This window comes from Psychrobacter sp. T6-5, assembly GCF_052258485.2.
Classification (GTDB): domain Bacteria; phylum Pseudomonadota; class Gammaproteobacteria; order Pseudomonadales; family Moraxellaceae; genus Psychrobacter.
The window spans coordinates 1,805,552-1,824,822 of sequence record NZ_JBQQEY020000001.1 but is presented as its reverse complement, the minus strand read 5'-3'; the positions used below and the strand labels follow the sequence as shown (position 1 = coordinate 1,824,822).

14 protein-coding genes are annotated in these 19,271 nt (G+C 38.6%); 5 read left to right on the top strand and 9 right to left on the bottom strand.

The features are described 5' to 3' along the window. Window positions 1-480 precede the first annotated feature (480 nt). The 4 genes from ACTXGK_RS22500 to ACTXGK_RS22485 are packed head-to-tail and all read right to left on the bottom strand — an operon-like array spanning window position 481 to window position 6,180. Entirely contained in the window at window positions 481-957 is a 477-nt protein-coding gene (locus ACTXGK_RS22500; protein WP_414706863.1) for a hypothetical protein, read from the bottom strand. Then, window positions 957-3,323, bottom strand: a complete 2,367-nt coding sequence (locus ACTXGK_RS22495; RefSeq protein WP_296207044.1) for a hypothetical protein — start codon at window positions 3,321-3,323, stop codon at window positions 957-959. Before ACTXGK_RS22495 ends, ACTXGK_RS22500 begins: the two co-directional genes overlap by 1 nt. Beyond that, a complete protein-coding gene (locus ACTXGK_RS22490) occupies window positions 3,320-4,885 on the bottom strand; it encodes a site-specific integrase (protein WP_296207045.1) in 1,566 nt (521 codons plus the stop codon). The genes ACTXGK_RS22495 and ACTXGK_RS22490 overlap by 4 nt, the downstream gene beginning before the upstream one ends. Further along, window positions 4,882-6,180, bottom strand: a complete 1,299-nt coding sequence (locus ACTXGK_RS22485) for a tyrosine-type recombinase/integrase (protein ID WP_296207047.1) — start codon at window positions 6,178-6,180, stop codon at window positions 4,882-4,884. Before ACTXGK_RS22485 ends, ACTXGK_RS22490 begins: the two co-directional genes overlap by 4 nt. Before the next feature lie 248 nt (window positions 6,181-6,428). Between ACTXGK_RS22485 and ACTXGK_RS22480 the strand changes: the two genes are divergently transcribed. After that, window positions 6,429-6,827 carry a helix-turn-helix domain-containing protein gene (locus ACTXGK_RS22480; protein WP_288995779.1) on the top strand — a complete coding sequence of 133 codons (399 nt, stop codon included), beginning with the start codon at window positions 6,429-6,431 and terminating at the stop codon, window positions 6,825-6,827. A gap of 54 nt (window positions 6,828-6,881) precedes the next feature. On the opposite strand, the gene ACTXGK_RS22475 is transcribed toward ACTXGK_RS22480, so the two are convergent. Both ACTXGK_RS22475 and ACTXGK_RS22470 read right to left on the bottom strand, forming a co-directional pair. After that, window positions 6,882-8,153 carry a tyrosine-type recombinase/integrase gene (locus ACTXGK_RS22475; RefSeq protein WP_443516370.1) on the bottom strand — a complete coding sequence of 424 codons (1,272 nt, stop codon included), beginning with the start codon at window positions 8,151-8,153 and terminating at the stop codon, window positions 6,882-6,884. A 1,387-nt stretch (window positions 8,154-9,540) separates the two neighbouring features. Then, entirely contained in the window at window positions 9,541-10,026 is a 486-nt protein-coding gene (locus ACTXGK_RS22470) for a hypothetical protein (protein ID WP_443516372.1), read from the bottom strand. Between the two features lie 212 nt (window positions 10,027-10,238). Between ACTXGK_RS22470 and ACTXGK_RS22465 the strand changes: the two genes are divergently transcribed. Beyond that, complete coding sequence (locus ACTXGK_RS22465) at window positions 10,239-10,907, top strand: hypothetical protein (RefSeq protein ID WP_443516374.1); 669 nt, start codon at window positions 10,239-10,241, stop codon at window positions 10,905-10,907. A gap of 136 nt (window positions 10,908-11,043) precedes the next feature. Here ACTXGK_RS22465 and ACTXGK_RS22460 read toward each other — a convergent pair whose 3' ends face one another. From ACTXGK_RS22460 to ACTXGK_RS22450, 3 genes are all read right to left on the bottom strand, one after another. Continuing rightward, window positions 11,044-11,787, bottom strand: coding sequence for a M90 family metallopeptidase (locus ACTXGK_RS22460; RefSeq protein ID WP_443516375.1), 744 nt, complete (start codon window positions 11,785-11,787; stop codon window positions 11,044-11,046). Between the two features lie 162 nt (window positions 11,788-11,949). Then, a complete protein-coding gene (locus ACTXGK_RS22455; protein WP_443516377.1) occupies window positions 11,950-13,992 on the bottom strand; it encodes an autotransporter domain-containing protein in 2,043 nt (680 codons plus the stop codon). Window positions 13,993-14,298: 306 nt separating this feature from the next. Beyond that, on the bottom strand, window positions 14,299-14,937 hold the full coding sequence (locus ACTXGK_RS22450; protein ID WP_443516378.1) for a GDSL-type esterase/lipase family protein: 639 nt from the start codon (window positions 14,935-14,937) through the stop codon (window positions 14,299-14,301). Between the two features lie 227 nt (window positions 14,938-15,164). On the opposite strand from ACTXGK_RS22450, the gene ACTXGK_RS22445 reads away from it, so the two are divergent. The 3 genes from ACTXGK_RS22445 (at window position 15,165) to ACTXGK_RS22435 (ending at window position 19,258) form a co-directional block, all read left to right on the top strand. After that, window positions 15,165-17,618 carry a circularly permuted type 2 ATP-grasp protein gene (locus ACTXGK_RS22445; protein WP_443516379.1) on the top strand — a complete coding sequence of 818 codons (2,454 nt, stop codon included), beginning with the start codon at window positions 15,165-15,167 and terminating at the stop codon, window positions 17,616-17,618. 73 nt (window positions 17,619-17,691) lie between these two features. Then, window positions 17,692-18,477 carry a transglutaminase family protein gene (locus ACTXGK_RS22440; protein ID WP_201601098.1) on the top strand — a complete coding sequence of 262 codons (786 nt, stop codon included), beginning with the start codon at window positions 17,692-17,694 and terminating at the stop codon, window positions 18,475-18,477. Window positions 18,478-18,517: 40 nt separating this feature from the next. Further along, window positions 18,518-19,258: a proteasome-type protease gene (locus ACTXGK_RS22435; RefSeq protein ID WP_443516381.1), complete on the top strand. Its 741-nt coding sequence runs from the start codon at window positions 18,518-18,520 to the stop codon at window positions 19,256-19,258. Window positions 19,259-19,271: the final 13 nt, after the last annotated feature.

The following is a 19,271-nucleotide window of genomic DNA, read 5'->3' as shown; positions in this document are numbered from 1 at the left end:
AGTATTTAAGGTGTTTTGCGCCGCGCAATTTTGTCTATAAATGAAAACCCTAACTTAGACTAAGCACCTTCACTTTCTGATATCTACATGCTGAGCAGATCTTTTTTACCCTTAGTCTTTACACATAGAGGAAGAATATGTGACTGACGATTTCTGCTTATCTTGATGAAATTTAACCGCAGTATAGTCCAGATAGACGATAGGGTAGATAGTAATCAAAAGCCGCTTAATATTCTCATGTTGTAGATACCTTTGATAGTATTGGGGATTTTAGTACTACTTTGATATTCTGCGTAAAATTAGGTACTATAATTACTAAGGCAGCTAATATGAGTTTAGTTCTTACTTACCGTATTCTTTATATCAGTTTGATTGGTTATTGAATTAAATGCAGTTATACGGAGTTCAGGAAATCCCTTAGTTTTAGATAATAATAGCATCAATTCAGATCTTTAAAACTTTTAATAAAATAAAGTTAAGCTAATCAACTATCGAGAGTTTATTAATTTTTTCATAGTTTGGAATCAAGTGTGGTGCAAGTAATATATCAACATCCACTTTACCCTTTAGTTTTACTTCTTGAATAATATTCATCAGCGTCTCAGTATTAGCATTCAATAAACACTCTAATTCTTGAACACGCTTTTCAAGTCTTTTATTTTTCTCTAATAGTGCTTTATTGCTTTTTCCAGTAATATAGATTTGCTTTTCTCTTTCAGTAAAACCGTTTGACTCAATTTGTTCAGTCATGTATTTGCTAATTAATTCTTTACGTGAGCTAAGAGTACTTACCTTACCCTTAATGTATCCATTATTTTTTAAACGATCATATAGGTTCTTGTGAGTTATCGGACTTATATCGTATCCTTCATCAAGCATTAGCTGCAATTCAGACTCAATAGCTTTATCTAATTCTTTACCTCTCAATATAGGCTTCTCAATACTCTCGTGAAACATTAGAGTTCCTCCTTATTCTTAGATTTATCATATTCAATCGTAAATAACTCACTAACCGTTTTTGGTAGTCTTTTAACACCTTTATCATCTTCATATATACTAACTTTAGTTAGCCCTTGCTGTCGTTCAATCATCCTATCTTCTATAATTTGTAAATTTTCTAATTGAGTCTTGGTCTTTTTCAATATCTCCTTAGAGTGCAAGTTACTACTGCTGTTACCAATAAATTCATACTGTTCCATCAAGCTCTTTTTAACTTCTATCAGATTGCTTAATTCACCCAAGCGTCCTGTAATAGTAAAATCGCTACATGGACTCCCTGTTTGGCATGCTAAACGCTTGGGGCACCCATTGGACCCTATATTGCGTGTACAAGAACCAAAGGGTAGAGGGTATAAATAAGCATGTCTCTTGATTAGTTCGTCAGCTAAAACTTCGCTATTAATAAGTTGATTCTGATAAGCTTGATCCAAACCTTCGATAAAGTCATTGAATAAAACATCAGATGATGAAGGTTTGAAAAATTCAGCTATTTCGTCTTTATTGTCAAAAGTATGTAAGTTACTTCTAATATTGTTTTCTAATGATTGATCGGGGGAGGTGTATAGACTTAGGTCTTCCAGCAGATTATCAATAGGAGTTTTTATATGGGGTTCTTGATTTATTAAAGCGTTATTTTCTGACGAAGAAACCGAATATACCTTACTCGCTGCTCTTTTAGAAGATAAATCAGCTTTGAAGCTTTTTTGTCTTAAGCTAAGGTGCTGATAGCTTTGATTTTGAACGGGGTTTGTACGACCCATGAGCATTGCTTGTAAATGTTCTGAAACTTCAGCAATTGCTAAGAAAGTGTTGATATTATGTCTAGGAATATGACTTGTAATTTGGGAATATTTATTGCTTTTGTCCTTTAAATTAAATTTCTCAAACACTGATATATTTCTTGTAGCGCCTAAAAAACCATTAACAAGTATATTAGTCAAGGGTATGACATTAGTCTTGTTATAAAAGTCTCTTTTTAAATTTGTTGATCTGTATTCGTGTATAAAAAGAAGCTCTTCAAAAGGAATGATTTCTTGTGTACCGCTATAGTTGAAAATATAATCTATAGGGTTAGGTTTATCATAGTTTGTTAGTGATTTTATAAAGTCATTAATAGTGTTTTTTGAATAAAATCTGAGAATGCTTTTACCGCTAGGTAGCTTTTTATCTGGAATTACACCAGCTGATTTGAAAGATGATAATGCCATGTCTCTTTTTCCTGCACGACCTAACTTACTTTCTTTCAAATGAAAAAGTATATTCATTAAATCATCAAGCTCAATTAAATCTGATTTAATATCATCAATGGCTTTGGGTAAAAAATCGATAAGATTTTTACTTCTCAAATACCTTAATGTATTCCTAGACTCCTCTGTCAGATCGATAGTACTTAGAACTAATCTTTCTATTAAAGCAGACGAAGATGGTTCAACCCAATGAATCTTCTCGCCAGCACCTTTAGCGCCATAGTAGCGAATACCAAGGGAATATTGTTCTATGCCATTATGCTTCACAGCACTCCGAGTTGAAGGATCAAGCAAAGGTTTCTTAACTAAACAATTCTTCTTCAGTAGAATTGCTTCAGTAGAGCGAAATCCAGTAATTATTAAAATAGTTAAAAAGTTTAATAATAGCTTCTCACCGTTTGTTTGACACAATCCTTTCAACGACGCGATATTAATAAAAGTTTGAATCGATATAAGTTTTTTTGTGTTAACTTCATCTTCATCTATGTCAAGTTTATCTATCAATTCTTTCGTCTTTCTTGCATTAGGTGTTCTATTTACCTTACTGAGATAGTTATAATCATTTTCAAATTCTAATTTATTACTCAGGTTCATATGCTTGTTAATTAGTTCTTGAAGTCTCACATATGTACCAGCAATATCAGGTAAATTTTGAGGGTTACTGTTTCTAACTTGGATTTTAAAAGCATCAACCAATGCTTCGGTACACATCCTTTGTGGTGAGTTACAGCTAGTTAAGGTAACTAAAGAATAATACCAACGTTTGAGAACTAATAGTTCAGCATGTAGTTTTTGTGGTGATGCTTTGGAATTAGATTTTCTATAGCTAAGTACTAATATTGATCTAAAGAAATCATAAAAATTTTCTGAGATATCAAACGCAGGTAAGCCTTTTAATCTTTTGCCTTCATTAAATACTAGGTTTACATCTTTACTTCTACAGTGCAACCAACCAGATCCTTTCTCTCCACCTTGCCAATACTCATCATTCCACGTCTGATTAAAGCCTGAACCTAAATGTTGTTCAAAATAGTCTTTCTGCTCATTTATAAAATCGACATAAGCTTGATTTGTCATAATACATCCTCTATTAGGTTGCATCGTACTATTACAGATTCAACTTCAAACTTTGTACTTTCGTGCACTAGTAGCAACGGGCTTCTCGAACATTGTGTAGAATCAGAGATAGTAATAATGTCATTAACTTCCGACTGTATACTATCTAATACTTCTGAGTGATCCTTATTTTTAAATGGGTGAAAATATAAGCATCCATAACAACTCCTAACTTGCTCAAATGGGCAGATATCATCATATGCACAACCACCTATTTCATGATGAAAATCTTTGTGAATGAATCCGCTAACTTTTTTCCCTATCCATTCAGATTTTTTAACAATAGTACTTGTCATAAACATAGCGATCATTTGTTTATATGCAGCATTCCCCCCTAATGCTTTAGCTCTAATAATCGCAGTTTCGGGCGATGAGTATATGTAATGCCTTGCAACGACAAGACTTGAGTGACCTAAAATGTAAGCGATTTCTTCAGCACTAGCTCCCGACATTGCCATGCTATGTCCAACATGGTGTCTAAATTGAGACATAGAGTATTTTATTTGAAGAATATCTCCACTCAAAACTTGAGTCCTATATCCAATGGGTGAAAAGTTGAAAAGTTGACTATTTATAGCTTTCGAGCATGTGAAAGCAGCTCTCTCTCCTAAATTAAACAACTTATCTTCAACTGATAATTCGAATCGATGAATGTAGGCCAGTATAATAAGGGCAGCCTCTTCTGGTAGCTTTATGGCTATTTTTTTGTGGGTAAAGCGCGCTTGTTTCGCATAAGGTACTAAAAGGCTGTATCGTGCTACACCTAGCGAATCTTCTGGTATATCTTCTTTTAGGTCTCCAGCTGAAAGTTTCGACATTTGAACAGGGCGCATACCAGTAGTGAAAGCTAACGCCAATATCGAGGCATCTTTTAGTTCTGAACTGCTTATCGAATCTTTTTCTGCCGATTTTAGTATATTGTTAAGCTTTATAAATCCCTTTTGTATTATATTGACAACTGGCAAGTCTATATCGTCCTCATACTCTTCATAATAAAGACTATTTCTTCTGGGGTTCGGCTTTTTTATTATTTCTAGATCATATTCATCGTTAAGTGAAAATCCTGGAAATTCTTCCAAAATAAGAATGGTTATTACGAATTTACTTGAAAAGTAAAGTGGGCCGTTATTAACCAAACCAACTAATATTTTTTTAGACTCCTTGAAATTAAGTGCTATTTTAGATATATGAAAATATTCAAAGAATATTTTTAGGTTTCTAAATCTATCTCCTAGGTGAGAAGGGGAGTTCTTATATATATACTTAATCAATAAGAACTTTATTATTTTTACATCTATATAGTTCATATTTTTAAATGAAATTCTTTCAGAATTCCCTGAGTATTTAAAATCCCAAACATCTTTTGAAGGATTTAAAAAATCATCATCAAATTTATCTGCACGTATAAATCTTACAATCCTAGGAAGTTTCATTTCATTAATAAAATGTAATTGCTTATTTGAAAATATTGATTGACCAGTTTTTATATCATGCTTATAGTTCATTTCAATAGATAGGTTCATACGACATTTCCATGATTTATAATTCTACTAATATTTATAGTGTTAGCGCGCGCTGATAAATATCTATCAGCATATCTACTTACCATTAAACTATTTGAACTCCAACCTCCAGCTTTTTTCAAACTTTCCACTGCTTGACTCATTGCAGCCTCCTGACTAGATAAATTATTCACAGCTGTAATGTACGCATATTTTAGGGTCAGCGTAGCCCAGGTATGACGACAGGTATGTGCACTCAGCTTGTCAATTGAATCAGTGTACTTAGAGTCATAATAATCTGGATACAATTTTTTAAATTGTTTATCTAATACATTGAACATCTTATTTATAGATGAATAGCTCAGGGGTGAGAACGGATATTGTGAAGATAAGAACAGTAAATCAGACTTTGCATTCTTGGATCTATAATTATTGACATAATAAGATATCAGTTTGTCATCATCCTGTGAAAGCTGAAGAGTCCTATTTGACTGCTCATTTTTAATATTAGGCTTGGGGGATCTATAATCTTTGGTATCTTGAGTATCACATATAACTAAGGACTTACTGCTTGAATTTACATTTGGTTTTATTGATTTTAAAGATAGTAGTAATAGTTCACTCGCTCTTAATCCATAATTTATAAGTAAACGAGCTATAAGAAAATTACGAAATTGAGTTGCGTTATCCTTAAAGACATTTTTAGGATTACTTCTAGTTGGAGTAGATGGTAGTATGATTTCATAAAAACTATCTTGCATATATTCAGTTAAACTTTTAAATTGGTTGGTGTTACTATTTCTAGAATTTATTTTATTATATTGTGCTGATTTATTGTTAAGGATTAATAGCGCCCTTTTAACCGAGTTGTGTTTTACAATATTATTATCGGCAACTTTCCATGAAAAGTTATCAATTAAAAATATTAAGTATTTTGTAGTGTCTTGTATTTTTTTCGATATTGTATTGTAGTTTATTTTTATATGATTTTTTACTCTTATTAGATTGTCATCATGTTTTCTACTATTTTCGAGGTATATAAAAAAACTATCAATTTCTTCAAAAAATATTTTAGCGTCATAATTGCTTTTATAGAAAGATAGACAAAAATTTTCATTAAATTTCTCCATCCAAAAGTCATACCAAAATTTTAATGAGTTTAAATTACTCTGTTGAGTTGAAAGGCTTTTAAGTCTCAATTTTGACATGGTATACAGGAGAGGATAGAGGCATGGAGATTGTGTTTCTTCATTAATTAAAACATATCTTCGATTGTCAGATGGATTCGATAGTTTTACTAGACGAACTAAAAACATGTAGGCATATCCTTATTCGATATCTATTTAAGATAGTTAGGTAAAGTTCTTATATGAATTGAGAACGTCTGGTACAATTCGCTAGACATCTTTTACTTTTAAACGTCGAAGGTTGTTATCGATAACTTTTGCAAGAATACTATTATGAAGTTATGATTAACTTGGAAAATTATTTAAAGCTTATAAGGTATAGTACACCCCTATAAGTTAATCGTATAGTTAACTATTGTAATTAGGAAATTAATCAATTGGATAACATATTTTTAGCTGAAGAACGTATCCGGCTCGGATTTAAAGCAAAAGAAGTTGCTGATTTTGCTGGGGTCGCGGTACCAACTCAATCTAATTACGAGAAAGGCAAGCGAAGTCCTGACACAAAATATTTGTATGAAATATCAAAATTAGGTTTTGATATTCATTATGTAGTTACAGGGGAACGTAGTGTTGACGGAATATCCAAAACCGATAGGTATTTACTGGATTTATTTAAAAGTACACCTAAAAGTATCCAAAGCTTCATAATTTCAGGTCTTCAAGTCCATGTAGATAAATCTTATCAGCAACAAACTATTAAAGAAGATAAAATAATTAATACGTTTGAAAAAATTGAAAATCATTCCGATCAAAAGCTAATTGAGAATGACTGAATTTATAGCTGAGTATAAATATATACCGATCCTAGTTTTGAGCTCAATGATTGCTCATTTGAAATGACCTCGGAGCTCATCTATATAATCTGCCCAATCTTGCATCATCTGTACCCTAGTGTCGATTTCATCAAGTCTGTTGTAAGCCCCGCCATGTGTGTCTTTTATCCTGTGACCTAGCTGTAACTCTGTGACGATGTCAGAATAGCGTAGCTCAGGCTGTTCCATAAGCAAGGTTTTAGCGGATGCTCGAAATCCATGCGCACACTGCACATCTTTGTATCCAAGCCGGTGGAATATCTGTACCAACGTCGCTTTACTGATATAAGCATTGCTTGAACCGCGCATCGACGCAAATACATATTCCTTATCCCCAGTAATTGACTGAATGTTTCGTAATCGAGAAATCACTTGCGTGGCCAAGGGAACAACTAAGTGCGAGACCATATCATCACGACTTTCGCCTTTAATAGGGGAGAATGACCACAAGTTATGGTCCCAATCTATATCATCCCAACGCATAGACCGTAAATCGATACTACGTACAAATACATACGGCAGTAGGTTCATAGCCTCTAGTGTAATCTTACTTGCGCCTTTAAAGTTGGACATATCTTTTAAAAGAGTTGCGAATTGCTCTGGTTTGGTTATGGCTGGTAAGTGATTACCTGAGCTAGCAGGTGCAAGCTCACCTCGGGTATCAATCGCCACATTTCTATCGCATAACCCTCGAGCAACAGCGAATGAAAATACTTTTTCAGTATATAAACGAGTGCTCGCACCAACGAAAGTCGCTTGATTATCATTATTCTGAATCGACTCACACACACTTAGTATCATCTCGCTGGTGATATCGTCCATTCTTAAATCACCAATTTCTTGGCACATATATCCTAGACATAAATCCCAGAACTTAAGGGTTGACTCACTGTATGACGGTTTTTTAGATTTACTTTGATTGCGACCTGCTGTTTTGTGTTCTCGCCATGCTTGAGCAATGTCATAAAATGGTGCGTTTTTTAGGTGAGTATATTTATTGGTTTGCTCTTTTTGCTGAATAGCTTTAGGGTCAGAGCCTTTTGCGACCATATCAAGAATGGTGTCTGCTTTATACTTAACCTCATGGAGACTGACATCCTCAATCTTACCCAACATCATCCTAGGACGTTTGCCCTCGATATGCGGATGGGAATAACGTAAGTAGTATTCCTTTTTGCCATTTGGATAAATACGAAGACTTAAGCCAGCCACACCTGAGACACTGACAAAATAATCTGTGTCTCGGCATTCGAGCTTATTTATATCGTTTGCAGTGTCGATAGCCATAATGTATATCCGTCATATGATAATTAAGGTTAATGATAGGTTTATGATTAATGACTTATAAAAAGTCTCTTCTGTAAAAAAATATAGAAGTATTGGACACTGTCATGGACACTGATATTCGCTAGTATTTTTAGTAAAACCTTATATAGTAATGGTTTTAACACTTAATTATCCCCAAGTGAAGGTTGGGGATAATTGTAGTATAGAGGAAATAGAGGGAGTAAGCCATGTGTTTATTGATATATATAGCGTTTGGGTTAATAGACCTAAAAGAGGCTAAAAGTAAAAACTCCGTTTGCTATGTTTGATAGAGTTCTTCGATTTATTTACACAAAAAAACATGCTCCTGTACTCGCACAGAATATAAAAATCAGGGTCATAGTACTGTTCTGTGCAAATTTGGAGATGGCAACTTAGTGCTTCAGATAAAAACATCTTGCGAGGAGTGATAGATATCAGAAGACACTAATGAATGCTTTATTGATTTGAAAGGCTCTGTGGGCGAATCAGGGAAGAAGATATTATGACTTGGTTAGTTATGACACTCCTAAGTATAAAATGTATAGAAACCAGACTCATAGTCAAACTAAATAAAACTATCAGTATTAGAGTCTACATGCGCTCTTAGCAGTGATATAGGATAAGAAGCATCAAATAGGGTTTTAGTATTTAATGTCAGCTGTCAATCTATGAGTAACAGTATCCTATATATAGACACGTGACAGTTGACTACATTCAATACGTTGCAAGAGCATTGGCACCAAAGATCCAGTTGATTAAGTTAATAACAACCGAATGATAGTAGATTTGGCTTTTAGGTGACGATTAAGAATGAGGGACTGGATAAAGTGCTGATTGGATATTCTGACAGATGTAGCCAGTATGATGGTGACACGTAGAACAAACTCATCAAATAGTTTAGCTTTGAAGCTTTGAAGCTTTGAAGCTTTGAAGCTTTGAAGCTTTGATGAGCTATAAAAGTAACTTATCCTACGATTTGAAAGAGGTTGTTAGCTATATTATGAAATGTACCAAGTTTGAGTACAAGTATACTAGATGTCAAAAGGATTCCACATATAGTTGATAAAACAGATTCAGTTAAGGTTTGCCATAGTGACGATTGCAATGATTACTTAGCCATGACATGTACATTATATTTGAACGGTTATTAACTAAACTGACTGTTATTTATGATATAGACATAATCCCATGAACTTATCATCGGGTACTGTCCGTTTAACATAATATACATTATGCGAAAACATACCAACGGTTTCAGCAGAAGAGTAAATATCAATCTGCGTCATATCATTTCTATATTTAACTGAGTATTTTTATTTTCAAAATAGCTTAGCGCTAACATTTTTAATATCAATTCAGTTTTCTACTAACGACAAGTTTCAAGCAAATGCTTACTCAAAGTTCCACCGTCTTCATTTAAGCTAACATCTGCGATTTGGCACTCTTCATCATTGCACGTCAAATCATAATAAATATTGCTGCCTTGCGCCAAGCTAACTTGAACCAATCCTTTATCAGTCATCGAAAACTTCTTGTCTTGCATATAATCAGGATCTTGAGAATTCCACAGCACATCATAATCAACGTTGCAGGACATTTGATTTTTATCAAAATAATCTTGTTCTAGCTGCATGGCTGCTAGCAAGTCAACATTGGCATATTGCTGTAGCACCACAGGATTACTCATACCTTGGTCATCGATATCTCGTTGGTACATTTTTGTGATGGTCGCTATCTTTATGTCAGCCACAGCAGCTTGTTTCTGAGATGCTTTTGTCACATTTGCTGTGGCAGTATCGACAGTTGTCAGTGCTATGGTTGATAGCAATATCAGTGATTTGTATGTTGGCATGTCGTTCTCTACGAGCTTTTATCTTATAAGTGTTACGGTCTATTACATCATAGCCATATAACGACTCTGCTGTATTATCGTATCATTCAGGTTCACTCATCAAAATTCCGATTACATAGCGCTTTTATGCTCTTTTTTATCTATTGTGATGACAAATTTTAGTGGCTTATCGTAACGTTTATTTTGCTAATAACTGTGGTAAGGATGCTTTTATGATAATACTACCTACCTTTTTTAAGGAAAAATCTGCAACATTGGCTTCTAGTGGCCTTTTATTGCTTACTTTGACCGCGACTGGTTGCCAGTCCGCTTCTGAGTCCAGTGAAGCCATTGTTTCTCAACCTACCAGCACCTCAGCAACGCCTATAAGTACTGATATCAGTCAACAAACCCTAAAACAGCAAGCGTTGCGTATACAGCGGGCGCTCGCCAATAAGGATTTTGCTAGAATTACTGATGATATTCATCCCACACGTGGCGTTCGTTTTTCGATGTATGCCTACGTACGCCCTGAGTCTGATAAAGTCTTTAATCGCGCGCAATATGCACAATATTTACAGCAGTCCAATATTCGCTTCACATGGGGCGAAAAAGATGGCACGGGTGATTTATTAATCACACCGCTGCCAACATACTTGGATACTTGGGTGGATGGCAAGAAATTCAATGATGTGAATATCAGCGTCAATAAAATTACCAATAATAGCAATTCAATCAATAATTTAAAAGACATATACCAAAACTCAGACGTTGTAGAGTTTTATTATAAAGGTACTGAAGAATACGCTGGTATGGACTGGCGTGTACTGCGATTGGTGTTTGATGAGTATAAGGGGAAGCGTTATCTCGTCGCTATCATTAACGATCAGTGGACGGTTTAAATAACAGCGTAAGCATCTGAGTGGTCAGATAAAGAGACAAAAAGGGCAATGCTTCGTGTATGAAGCACTGCCCTTTTTATTTCTTTGTTATATTATATTCAATTTTTAATATATAAATTTAAAATTATGCTTTTGCCTAAAGTGGACTTTGCTTAAAAAACTTGACCATAATATCGTAAATATCAGGATAAGCATCCACCAGCTTTTGCGGCGTTTCAAAAAACACTTCGCTGAGTACCGCAAAAAACTCGGCAGGATTGGTCGCACCATAACGATCTAAACCTGACTTACGGTGCGTTTGAAAATCTTCGAAATCTCGCGACATGATTTCAGTCCAACGTGCAGGGTCCATGTCAGGCTGCATCGGCGGAAAGCCATTAGCGCGGCCATTCATCATATCAAGCTTATGCACAAATTCATGAATGACAACATTGTGTCCATCACGCTCACCTGAGTGCTTAGCATCCTTCCAAGAAAGAACAACAGGGCCTCGCTGCCATGCTTCCCCACTACGGTGCTGACTGCCTTCGTGGACGATGCCGAACTCATCTACCGTTGTACTCTCACTTTTGTACGAACCTTGATAAATAATAATAGATGACCAGCCAGCATACCACTCAAGACTTAGGTTTAAGATAGGCAGACATGCTTGTAGCGCAATAGATTGTCTGACAGCGTCCGTAATCTCAAAACCTTGTGCGCCTACAATCGACTTGTCATCCAAAAACAAAGTCGCCAAATCAAACAATTGGCTTAGCTCGTCTTCATTCAACCTATCCAATATCACGATACGCTCAGCTGCTCTTGTCCAGTCTTCATGCGTGAACTCGCTGTTGTCCAATATACGCTTCTCACGCCAGTCTTTGATGATGTCAAACATACACTTTATCCCTATCATTCTTAGTATATAGGCCAGCCGTTATACGTATATTATAGCGATAACCAGTAGCACGCCATGATAATTACTATATTAAAATGTATAAAAAATGCCGCTCATAAATGAATTATTGAGCGGCGCAGACTGTCATCCATACATTATGTTTTAAAATTGATACTGTAAGCCTAACTGTACTGAGCTGTCTTTATCATCACGTGCAAAGGTGGTATCGCCATTCAGATACGCATAGACATTGTTATGAACCTTGTTGCTAACACTCAGCTCAAAACATCCATAGTCATCATCTTTGTTTGTTTGGGTGATACTAATGTCTCTTTTTTGCCCATCAGCGAAAGACGTTGTCGATAAACGATCCACTAAACCGTCTTCGATGACATGCACGTAAGCGAGTTTGCTTTGAAGCTTGGCGGGTGTACCCATTAAATCAAACCCATACTGCAGCTGGTAACCAAGCTCTGAGTCCCATGCCTCACTAGATGTGCTATCAACTTTAAGGGCTGTGCGAGAGTTGGCACTGCCACTCGTGTAGCCGTCTATGTCGGTATCACTGTAGTTCAAACCTAAAAAAGCGCCATGAGCGATGTTTTTCTTGATAAGAAAATTGTAGCCAAGCTCATTATAAGCATTAAACACATCGGCATCAGCATTACCGCGTTCGCTATTGTTAATAATGTTGATGCCATTATTACCATCTAGTCTAACGGTGCTATTAACATCTAAATCATGTTTAGATAAGCTTACAGAAGTCGTATTCCACCAAGCCGTGTCTTTACCGCCCAATAGCGAGTAAGCTTGAATGCCATAGCTGGTGTCTTTTTTGATACCGTTCTCTACAGTTTTATTGTTTTGATTGGTGGCTTTGAGACCTGCACCAACACGCCAGCTAGGTTGCACAACGTATTCACCATAGATACCAATATTGGCGCGAGTACCTTCTTGTACGTTATCAGAATCGTTATAGCTTTGAGAGCCGTCTACCCAGACCTGAGTACGCAAAGTATCATTGTTATCAACGGCAGGTAAAGCCAAAGCATTAGCACGCTCAAGAACCGCTGAGTGCGAGTCAGTAGCACTGCCCTTTAAAACTGCCCCCATTCTATTTTGAAGATTAAGCGCGCTTTTGTTTGCAGCAATGATATCAGCATTGGTTTGCTCAACGATCAATCTGCTAATGATACGCGAATAGTCACGCATTCTTTGTGCGATGCGCTCTTCACCAAATGCAGCCGTCAGCACTTCCTCATTATCTAATTCGGGATTATGCCACGTATAGCCACCTGGGATATTCGGATTTTCTGTTTGCGTATAACCATCATAATCAGGTCCAAGCGCCCAGTTGGTCGCCTCAAATCCTACGACGGGCATCACGTTGTCAAAAGACTCCTGATCGCTACAACAGCCAACGCCATAAGGCTCGTAGGGTTCTGTCGCGCCAGGTGCAATGATGGCTGGATTGACTTCGAGTGTGATACCTAGCTCTTTTGCAATACGCAGCGCGTTTTCACGTAATTCTACATTGGCAGCCACTTCATTGCCGTCATCGTCATAAGCATTTCGTCCTGCATTGGCATACATCTTATCGCCTGTAATCAAGCTATCTAAGTTGATCATACCCAGTGCTGCCGATTTTTCTGCGTCAGTGAGCTGATCAACAAACGCCTTTGAACCATTGAGACCGCCCTCCTCTGCGCCAAACGCCACAAACTGAATGTCATGTTCTGTGTCAATACCACTCAGATTTCTTGTCAACTCAGTCAAAACGCCAGAGCCAGAAGCATTATCGTCCAACGCCTCTAGATTTTCATAGTTTGGATAGGCGACGGCAGAATCATAATGTGCGCCGACAAATAGCGTTTTATTGGTATCAGCAATACCTTTTTGGGTCACGATAATGTTGTTACTCGTTAGTGTTTGACCTCTAAACAAACCGCGAGGTGCGACAAAATCAAAAGTCTGACGATCAACTTGACTATTACTGCCATCGATAGTCATACGTTGCTGCATATAATCAGCAGCCTCAATTTCTTTATCAGATCCTGTATAGCGACCAGCATAGTCGCGCGCCAGCGTTAACGCCGTTTCTTTACCATAATCACCGTATTGGGCTTCTGCAAATGTTTGTGAGCCTGTAAGTAGTGCCAGCGCAGCGACAACTGAAATCGTGAGCGGTGATAATCTATTATGCAAACTGTTTCTCCTTGGTTAAAGAAATGTAATCGACATTAAAAAATAACTCAATTAAATGTGGTTTACAAGAAAAAGAAACAACGCATTTTTTAAATCAAACCTCCATCGACAACATATTCATAATCAACTTGATCAAGGTCTCTTTTTGATTCGGGTCAGACTCAGCGACCAATAAGTAAAGCAGCAAGACCTGTGTTATTGATCACCCTGTCACCTTTATCATTAAGCAAGCGCCCGTTACGGTGTAAAAAATCTACAAACAAAAAGCCCCCACTGCGCTTATTACCATCAGTAAGTAGCTATTCTTCATCGCGCCACGCCCTCTTCTTGCAAATAGTCATGCAACCCTTCTGCAAACTGCCGATAACCTGCAGCATTGGCATGGATGCGATCGGACTTTAACGTGTCATCCGACAATACCGCAGACCAACCACCTGAATATAAAGGCACCTCTTTAGCATCAGCAATATCTTCGTATAATGGGTTATCACTCACCCGTCCAAACAAAGCACTGGCACTAAAGTATGGCTCAGCAATAAGGATCACATCGATATTTGCAGATTTCAAGGTATCGATAGTAGCAGTGATATTGGCACGTGTAGTCTCAGGTTGAACGCGTTGCAACACATCATTACCACCCACGCCAAGCAGTACCAAGTCGGGATTTTGAGCAGTGATATCATCGACACGAGCCAGCACATCGGCGGAGGTATCGCCATTGACACCTGCATTAATAACTGTCCAATGACTCAAATCGGCAAGTACCTCGGGATAGGCAGTCTCTGTACTAGCGCCATAGCCATAAGTCAGCGAGTCACCAAGTGCAATCACTGTGCTACCAGCTGGCAAGGCATCTTGCTGTGGCTCACTACCACAGCTGGTCATACTCAAAGTCGCTACCAACCCCATACTTGCCAGCACTAAAGACTTACCTCGTATCTTCATGTCCACTCTCTTCCTTTTTTCATACAAATTGAGTTAAATTTATCAGAATTAGGCTGATATTACTAAAAACCTATTACTTAACCCTTGTTGTATGTTACTCGGTAACCGTTGTATAGTTCATACAGGAGATAGACTACCTGTTGGGCGAAATACAAGTGATCCCTTGCTTAGCATAGAGGGTGTAGTCATCATAAAGTGTAACTTTACCAAGGATACGTGAGGTACTTATGAATAAAAAATCATCTCAATCCCAGAGTCAGGGTCAGAGCCAAAATCAACCTCAAGAAGAGCAGTCAATAGGTCAAATCAAAGACCAAAGTCAGAATAAAAATACAAATGAGGATACGGCTACCCCTGAAACCAGTGTAAAAGACAAGGACAACACTTCAGGGCAGTCGCAAAGCCAGTCGCAGAGTCAATTACAAAATAAGTCACAGGACACGCCCGCCAATCATTTAGCAGACAGTAACTCAACAGACACTTCCCCATCACGCGCACCAAGCTTTGATGAACTTCAAACAGGCAAAGGTCAGTATCGTCCCGTTGCAAAAGCCGTTGGTCATTGGCTTGATAACATCAACATGGATGCCCTCAATTATCTAAACGAACAAGCAGAAAACATCTTTTACCGCAAAGGGGTTACTTTTACGGTCTATAGCGATGCCAAAAACATCGAGCGTATGATTCCATTTGATATCATTCCACGCATTATTGCCGCGAGCGAATGGCAACAAATAGAAGCAGGCTGTAAACAGCGCATCACCGCTCTTAATGCTTTTTTGCATGATATCTATCATGATCAAGCCATTATGAAGGCTGATATTGTCCCTGCCAGCTATGTGTATGCCAGTGGTTGCTATGAGCCGTGGATGATGGGCATTGAGCTCGACAAACCAATATACTCTCACATTAGTGGTATCGATCTAATCCGTGATGAGTCTGGCAAGTTTTGTGTGTTAGAGGATAACTTGCGTACCCCGTCAGGCGTCTCATATATGCTTGAGAGCCGCAATATATCAGAAACGCTCTTAGCTGATATCTTTGCTGACACGCCTATTATGGGTATTAGTGATTATCCCAACCGTCTCAAAGCCTGTCTTGCCAGCTCAACATCCAAATATGATCCGCAAGTCGTCATTTTAACGCCAGGTCGCTTTAATAGTGCCTATTATGAGCATGCTTTCTTAGCCCATGAGATGAATGTACCACTCGTTCATGGTTATGACTTGGTCGTTGAGGACAGCAAAGTCTACATGCAAGGCATTCGCGGTAAAGTACAAGTCGATGTCATCTACCGCCGCATTGATGACCCTTATATCGATCCTTTAGCATTCCGCTCAGACTCTATATTGGGTGTGTCGGGGCTAATGAGTGCTTATCGCGCTGGCAACGTGGTGATTGTTAACGCACCAGGTACGGGCGTGGCCGATGATAAGAGTTTATATCCTTTTGTACCAGATATGATTAAGTTCTACTTAAATGAAGAGCCTATCCTACCTAATATCGAGACCTACCAGTGCCGTAAGCCTGACGATCTCAAATATGTGCTTGATAATCTGGACAAGCTGGTAGTAAAAGAAACGCAAGGCTCAGGCGGCTACGGGATGCTTATTGGTCCGACATCAACCAAAGAAGAAATCGAAGAATATCGCGTACGTCTGCTTGAAAATCCAGCCGGCTTTATTGCTCAGCCGACCATCTCACTATCTACTAACCCCACTGCCGTGAGCGATGGTATCGCACCGCGTCATATTGACTTGCGTCCCTTTATTCTCAGTCATGGTGATGGCACGGTAGATATCGTACCTGGTGGTCTGACACGAGTGGCCATGGTTGAAGGCTCGTTGGTCGTCAATTCATCGCAAGGCGGCGGTATCAAAGACACTTGGGTTATTGATGACAGTGATTTAGACAGCCAGCAAGCCGACAAGTGCTCGCCTTTATCATCAGTAGGTGTCAATTCTGCAGGCAATGCTTTAGGGCATGCGAACTACTATAATCGCGTCCAGCCCTTAGAAACCGGTTATGAGAGTTTAGATGATGCGCCCATGATACTGCTACTCTCTACCGCCAGTCACTTAATATGGCTAGGCCGATATAGTGAGCGCCTGTATTACTATGACGATGTCATGAAACAACTGATCAAAGGCGATCTTAAAAAATCACAGATCAAGCATCTAATCAGTCACTTAGGGTTTGCCGTTGATGGTGAAGCGTCGCTTACCACCATGAAAGCGCAAATGATGTCTGATTTGGAACAAAACATCATCCCCAATATCGTGCAATCGATTGAGGACAATGTCCAAGAGGCTAAAGGTGTCATTGGTAAAGATACCGCTGAGCTGTATAACTTGATCAAGCGTCTATCGAGTGCTGGCACGTATCGAGCGGCAACCTTGCAGCTACACGCGTGTAACGCTGCGATGAAACAAGAAAATCCGACAGTGACTTGTTTTTGGCAATTGGGGCGTCACTTTGAGCAGCTTGAGCGTGCCGTCTTGCTGGGAGAGGATTCAACAGAGGTCAGTTTTGAATTCAGGCACTGGATTAATGAGTTGCCGGAGAATACACGCTGGCGTGAGCTTATCCGCTTGACCAACCAGATGATCAGATCAAAGAAATTTAGTGATTTTGCGCTGATTAGCAAAGAGTTCAATCTCATATTGCGTCAAGGTGTATAGAAGGTGTCTAGCCAAAAATCAATAATAATGGCTCATGAGACATATGGAATAAACAGAAAAAGGAGAAGATATTATGAAACTTCAAATCAGTCACCAAACCAACTATTATTACGATGAGCTGGCGCAGCGCAGTGTACAGTACATACGCATGACCCCCATGCAAATGCCGCACCAAACCATTCATAAATGGGATGTCATGCTCCCTAAAGTGGCGACCAACCAAAAGGACGGCTTTGGTAATGCATGGCTCACGCTCAGTCGTAACGAAGCACATAACAACTTACAAATGCAGGCGTCGGGTGTCGTTGAGATCAATACCGAAACTGAACGTTTAGAGGATATGGATCATGTTCCTTACTTGCTATTTACCGTACAAACCCCGTTGACCAAATGCTCACAAGAGATGCGAGAATTTGCAGCACCATATCTAAAAACCCCTACTCATGACAGCTTAAAGGCAATGGCAAATGCCCTGATTATGAAAATGCCTTTTGTTAAAGACGTCACGCATGTGGGCACGACCGCTGCTGAGGCGTTTGCGGCAAGTGCCGGTGTGTGCCAAGACCATACGCATGTGTTTTTGAGTATCTTGCGCGATCAACAGATTCCAGCGCGTTATGTGTCCGGTTATCTGTATGACGATACCGAAAATCACATGGCCAGTCACGCATGGGCTGAGGTTTGGCTGGATGGTTACTGGTATACTTTTGATATCTCAAATCAGGCATTTACCCCAAACTCACATGTGTATGTGGCGATTGGGCGAGATTATCTAGATACCGCCCCTGTGCGCGGCGTACGCATGGGCGGCGGTTACGAAAATCTTTACAGTTTGGTATTAGTCAAAAAGCTATCATAGCATTTGCTATTTTCTATTATTTTTTTATCAAGGGTATCTTATGACCTATTGTGCTGCCATTCGTCTAAAAGACGGTATGGTTTTTGCCAGTGACACGCGCACCAATGCCGGTGTTGATCACATATCGACATTCAGAAAGTTGTATCAATATGGCATTGAAGGCGAGCGCTTTATGGTGCTGCAAACCGCTGGCAGCTTAGCGACATCGCAAGCGGTATTTAATAAACTGCAAAACGATATTGATCAGCGTCTTGAGAGCAACCTCAATACAGTGACGACATTATTTGATGCGGCGCAAATGGTCGGTGAATGTATGCGTGATATTATGAATCATGCAAAAGCAGTCGCTAATTCTAGTCGCGATGGTGCCTTTACTAGCTCGTTTATGCTTGGTGGTCAAATTAAAGGACATCCGCCTGAGTTATACCTGATTTATCCTGAAGGCAATTGCATCAAAGCCACAGAAGATACGCCCTTTTTTCAATTAGGTGAGAGCAAATACGGCAAACCTATTTTGGATCGTTCTGTCAGCTATAACACGGATGTAAGGCATGCGGCACGTGCGTTAATGCTGTCATTTGATTCGACGATTCACTCAAACCTATCGGTTGGTATGCCGATAGATTTTGTGCTTTATAACAATGATAGTTTAACGCTACCAAAGGGCCGCCGTATCGATGAGAGTGATGAATACTTTAATACCATTCGTCATCAATGGTCAGAAGCCTTACGTCGCACCTTGGTTGAATTGCCCACATGCCCTGATGGTTATTGGGAATAATTTCTTCTGACTA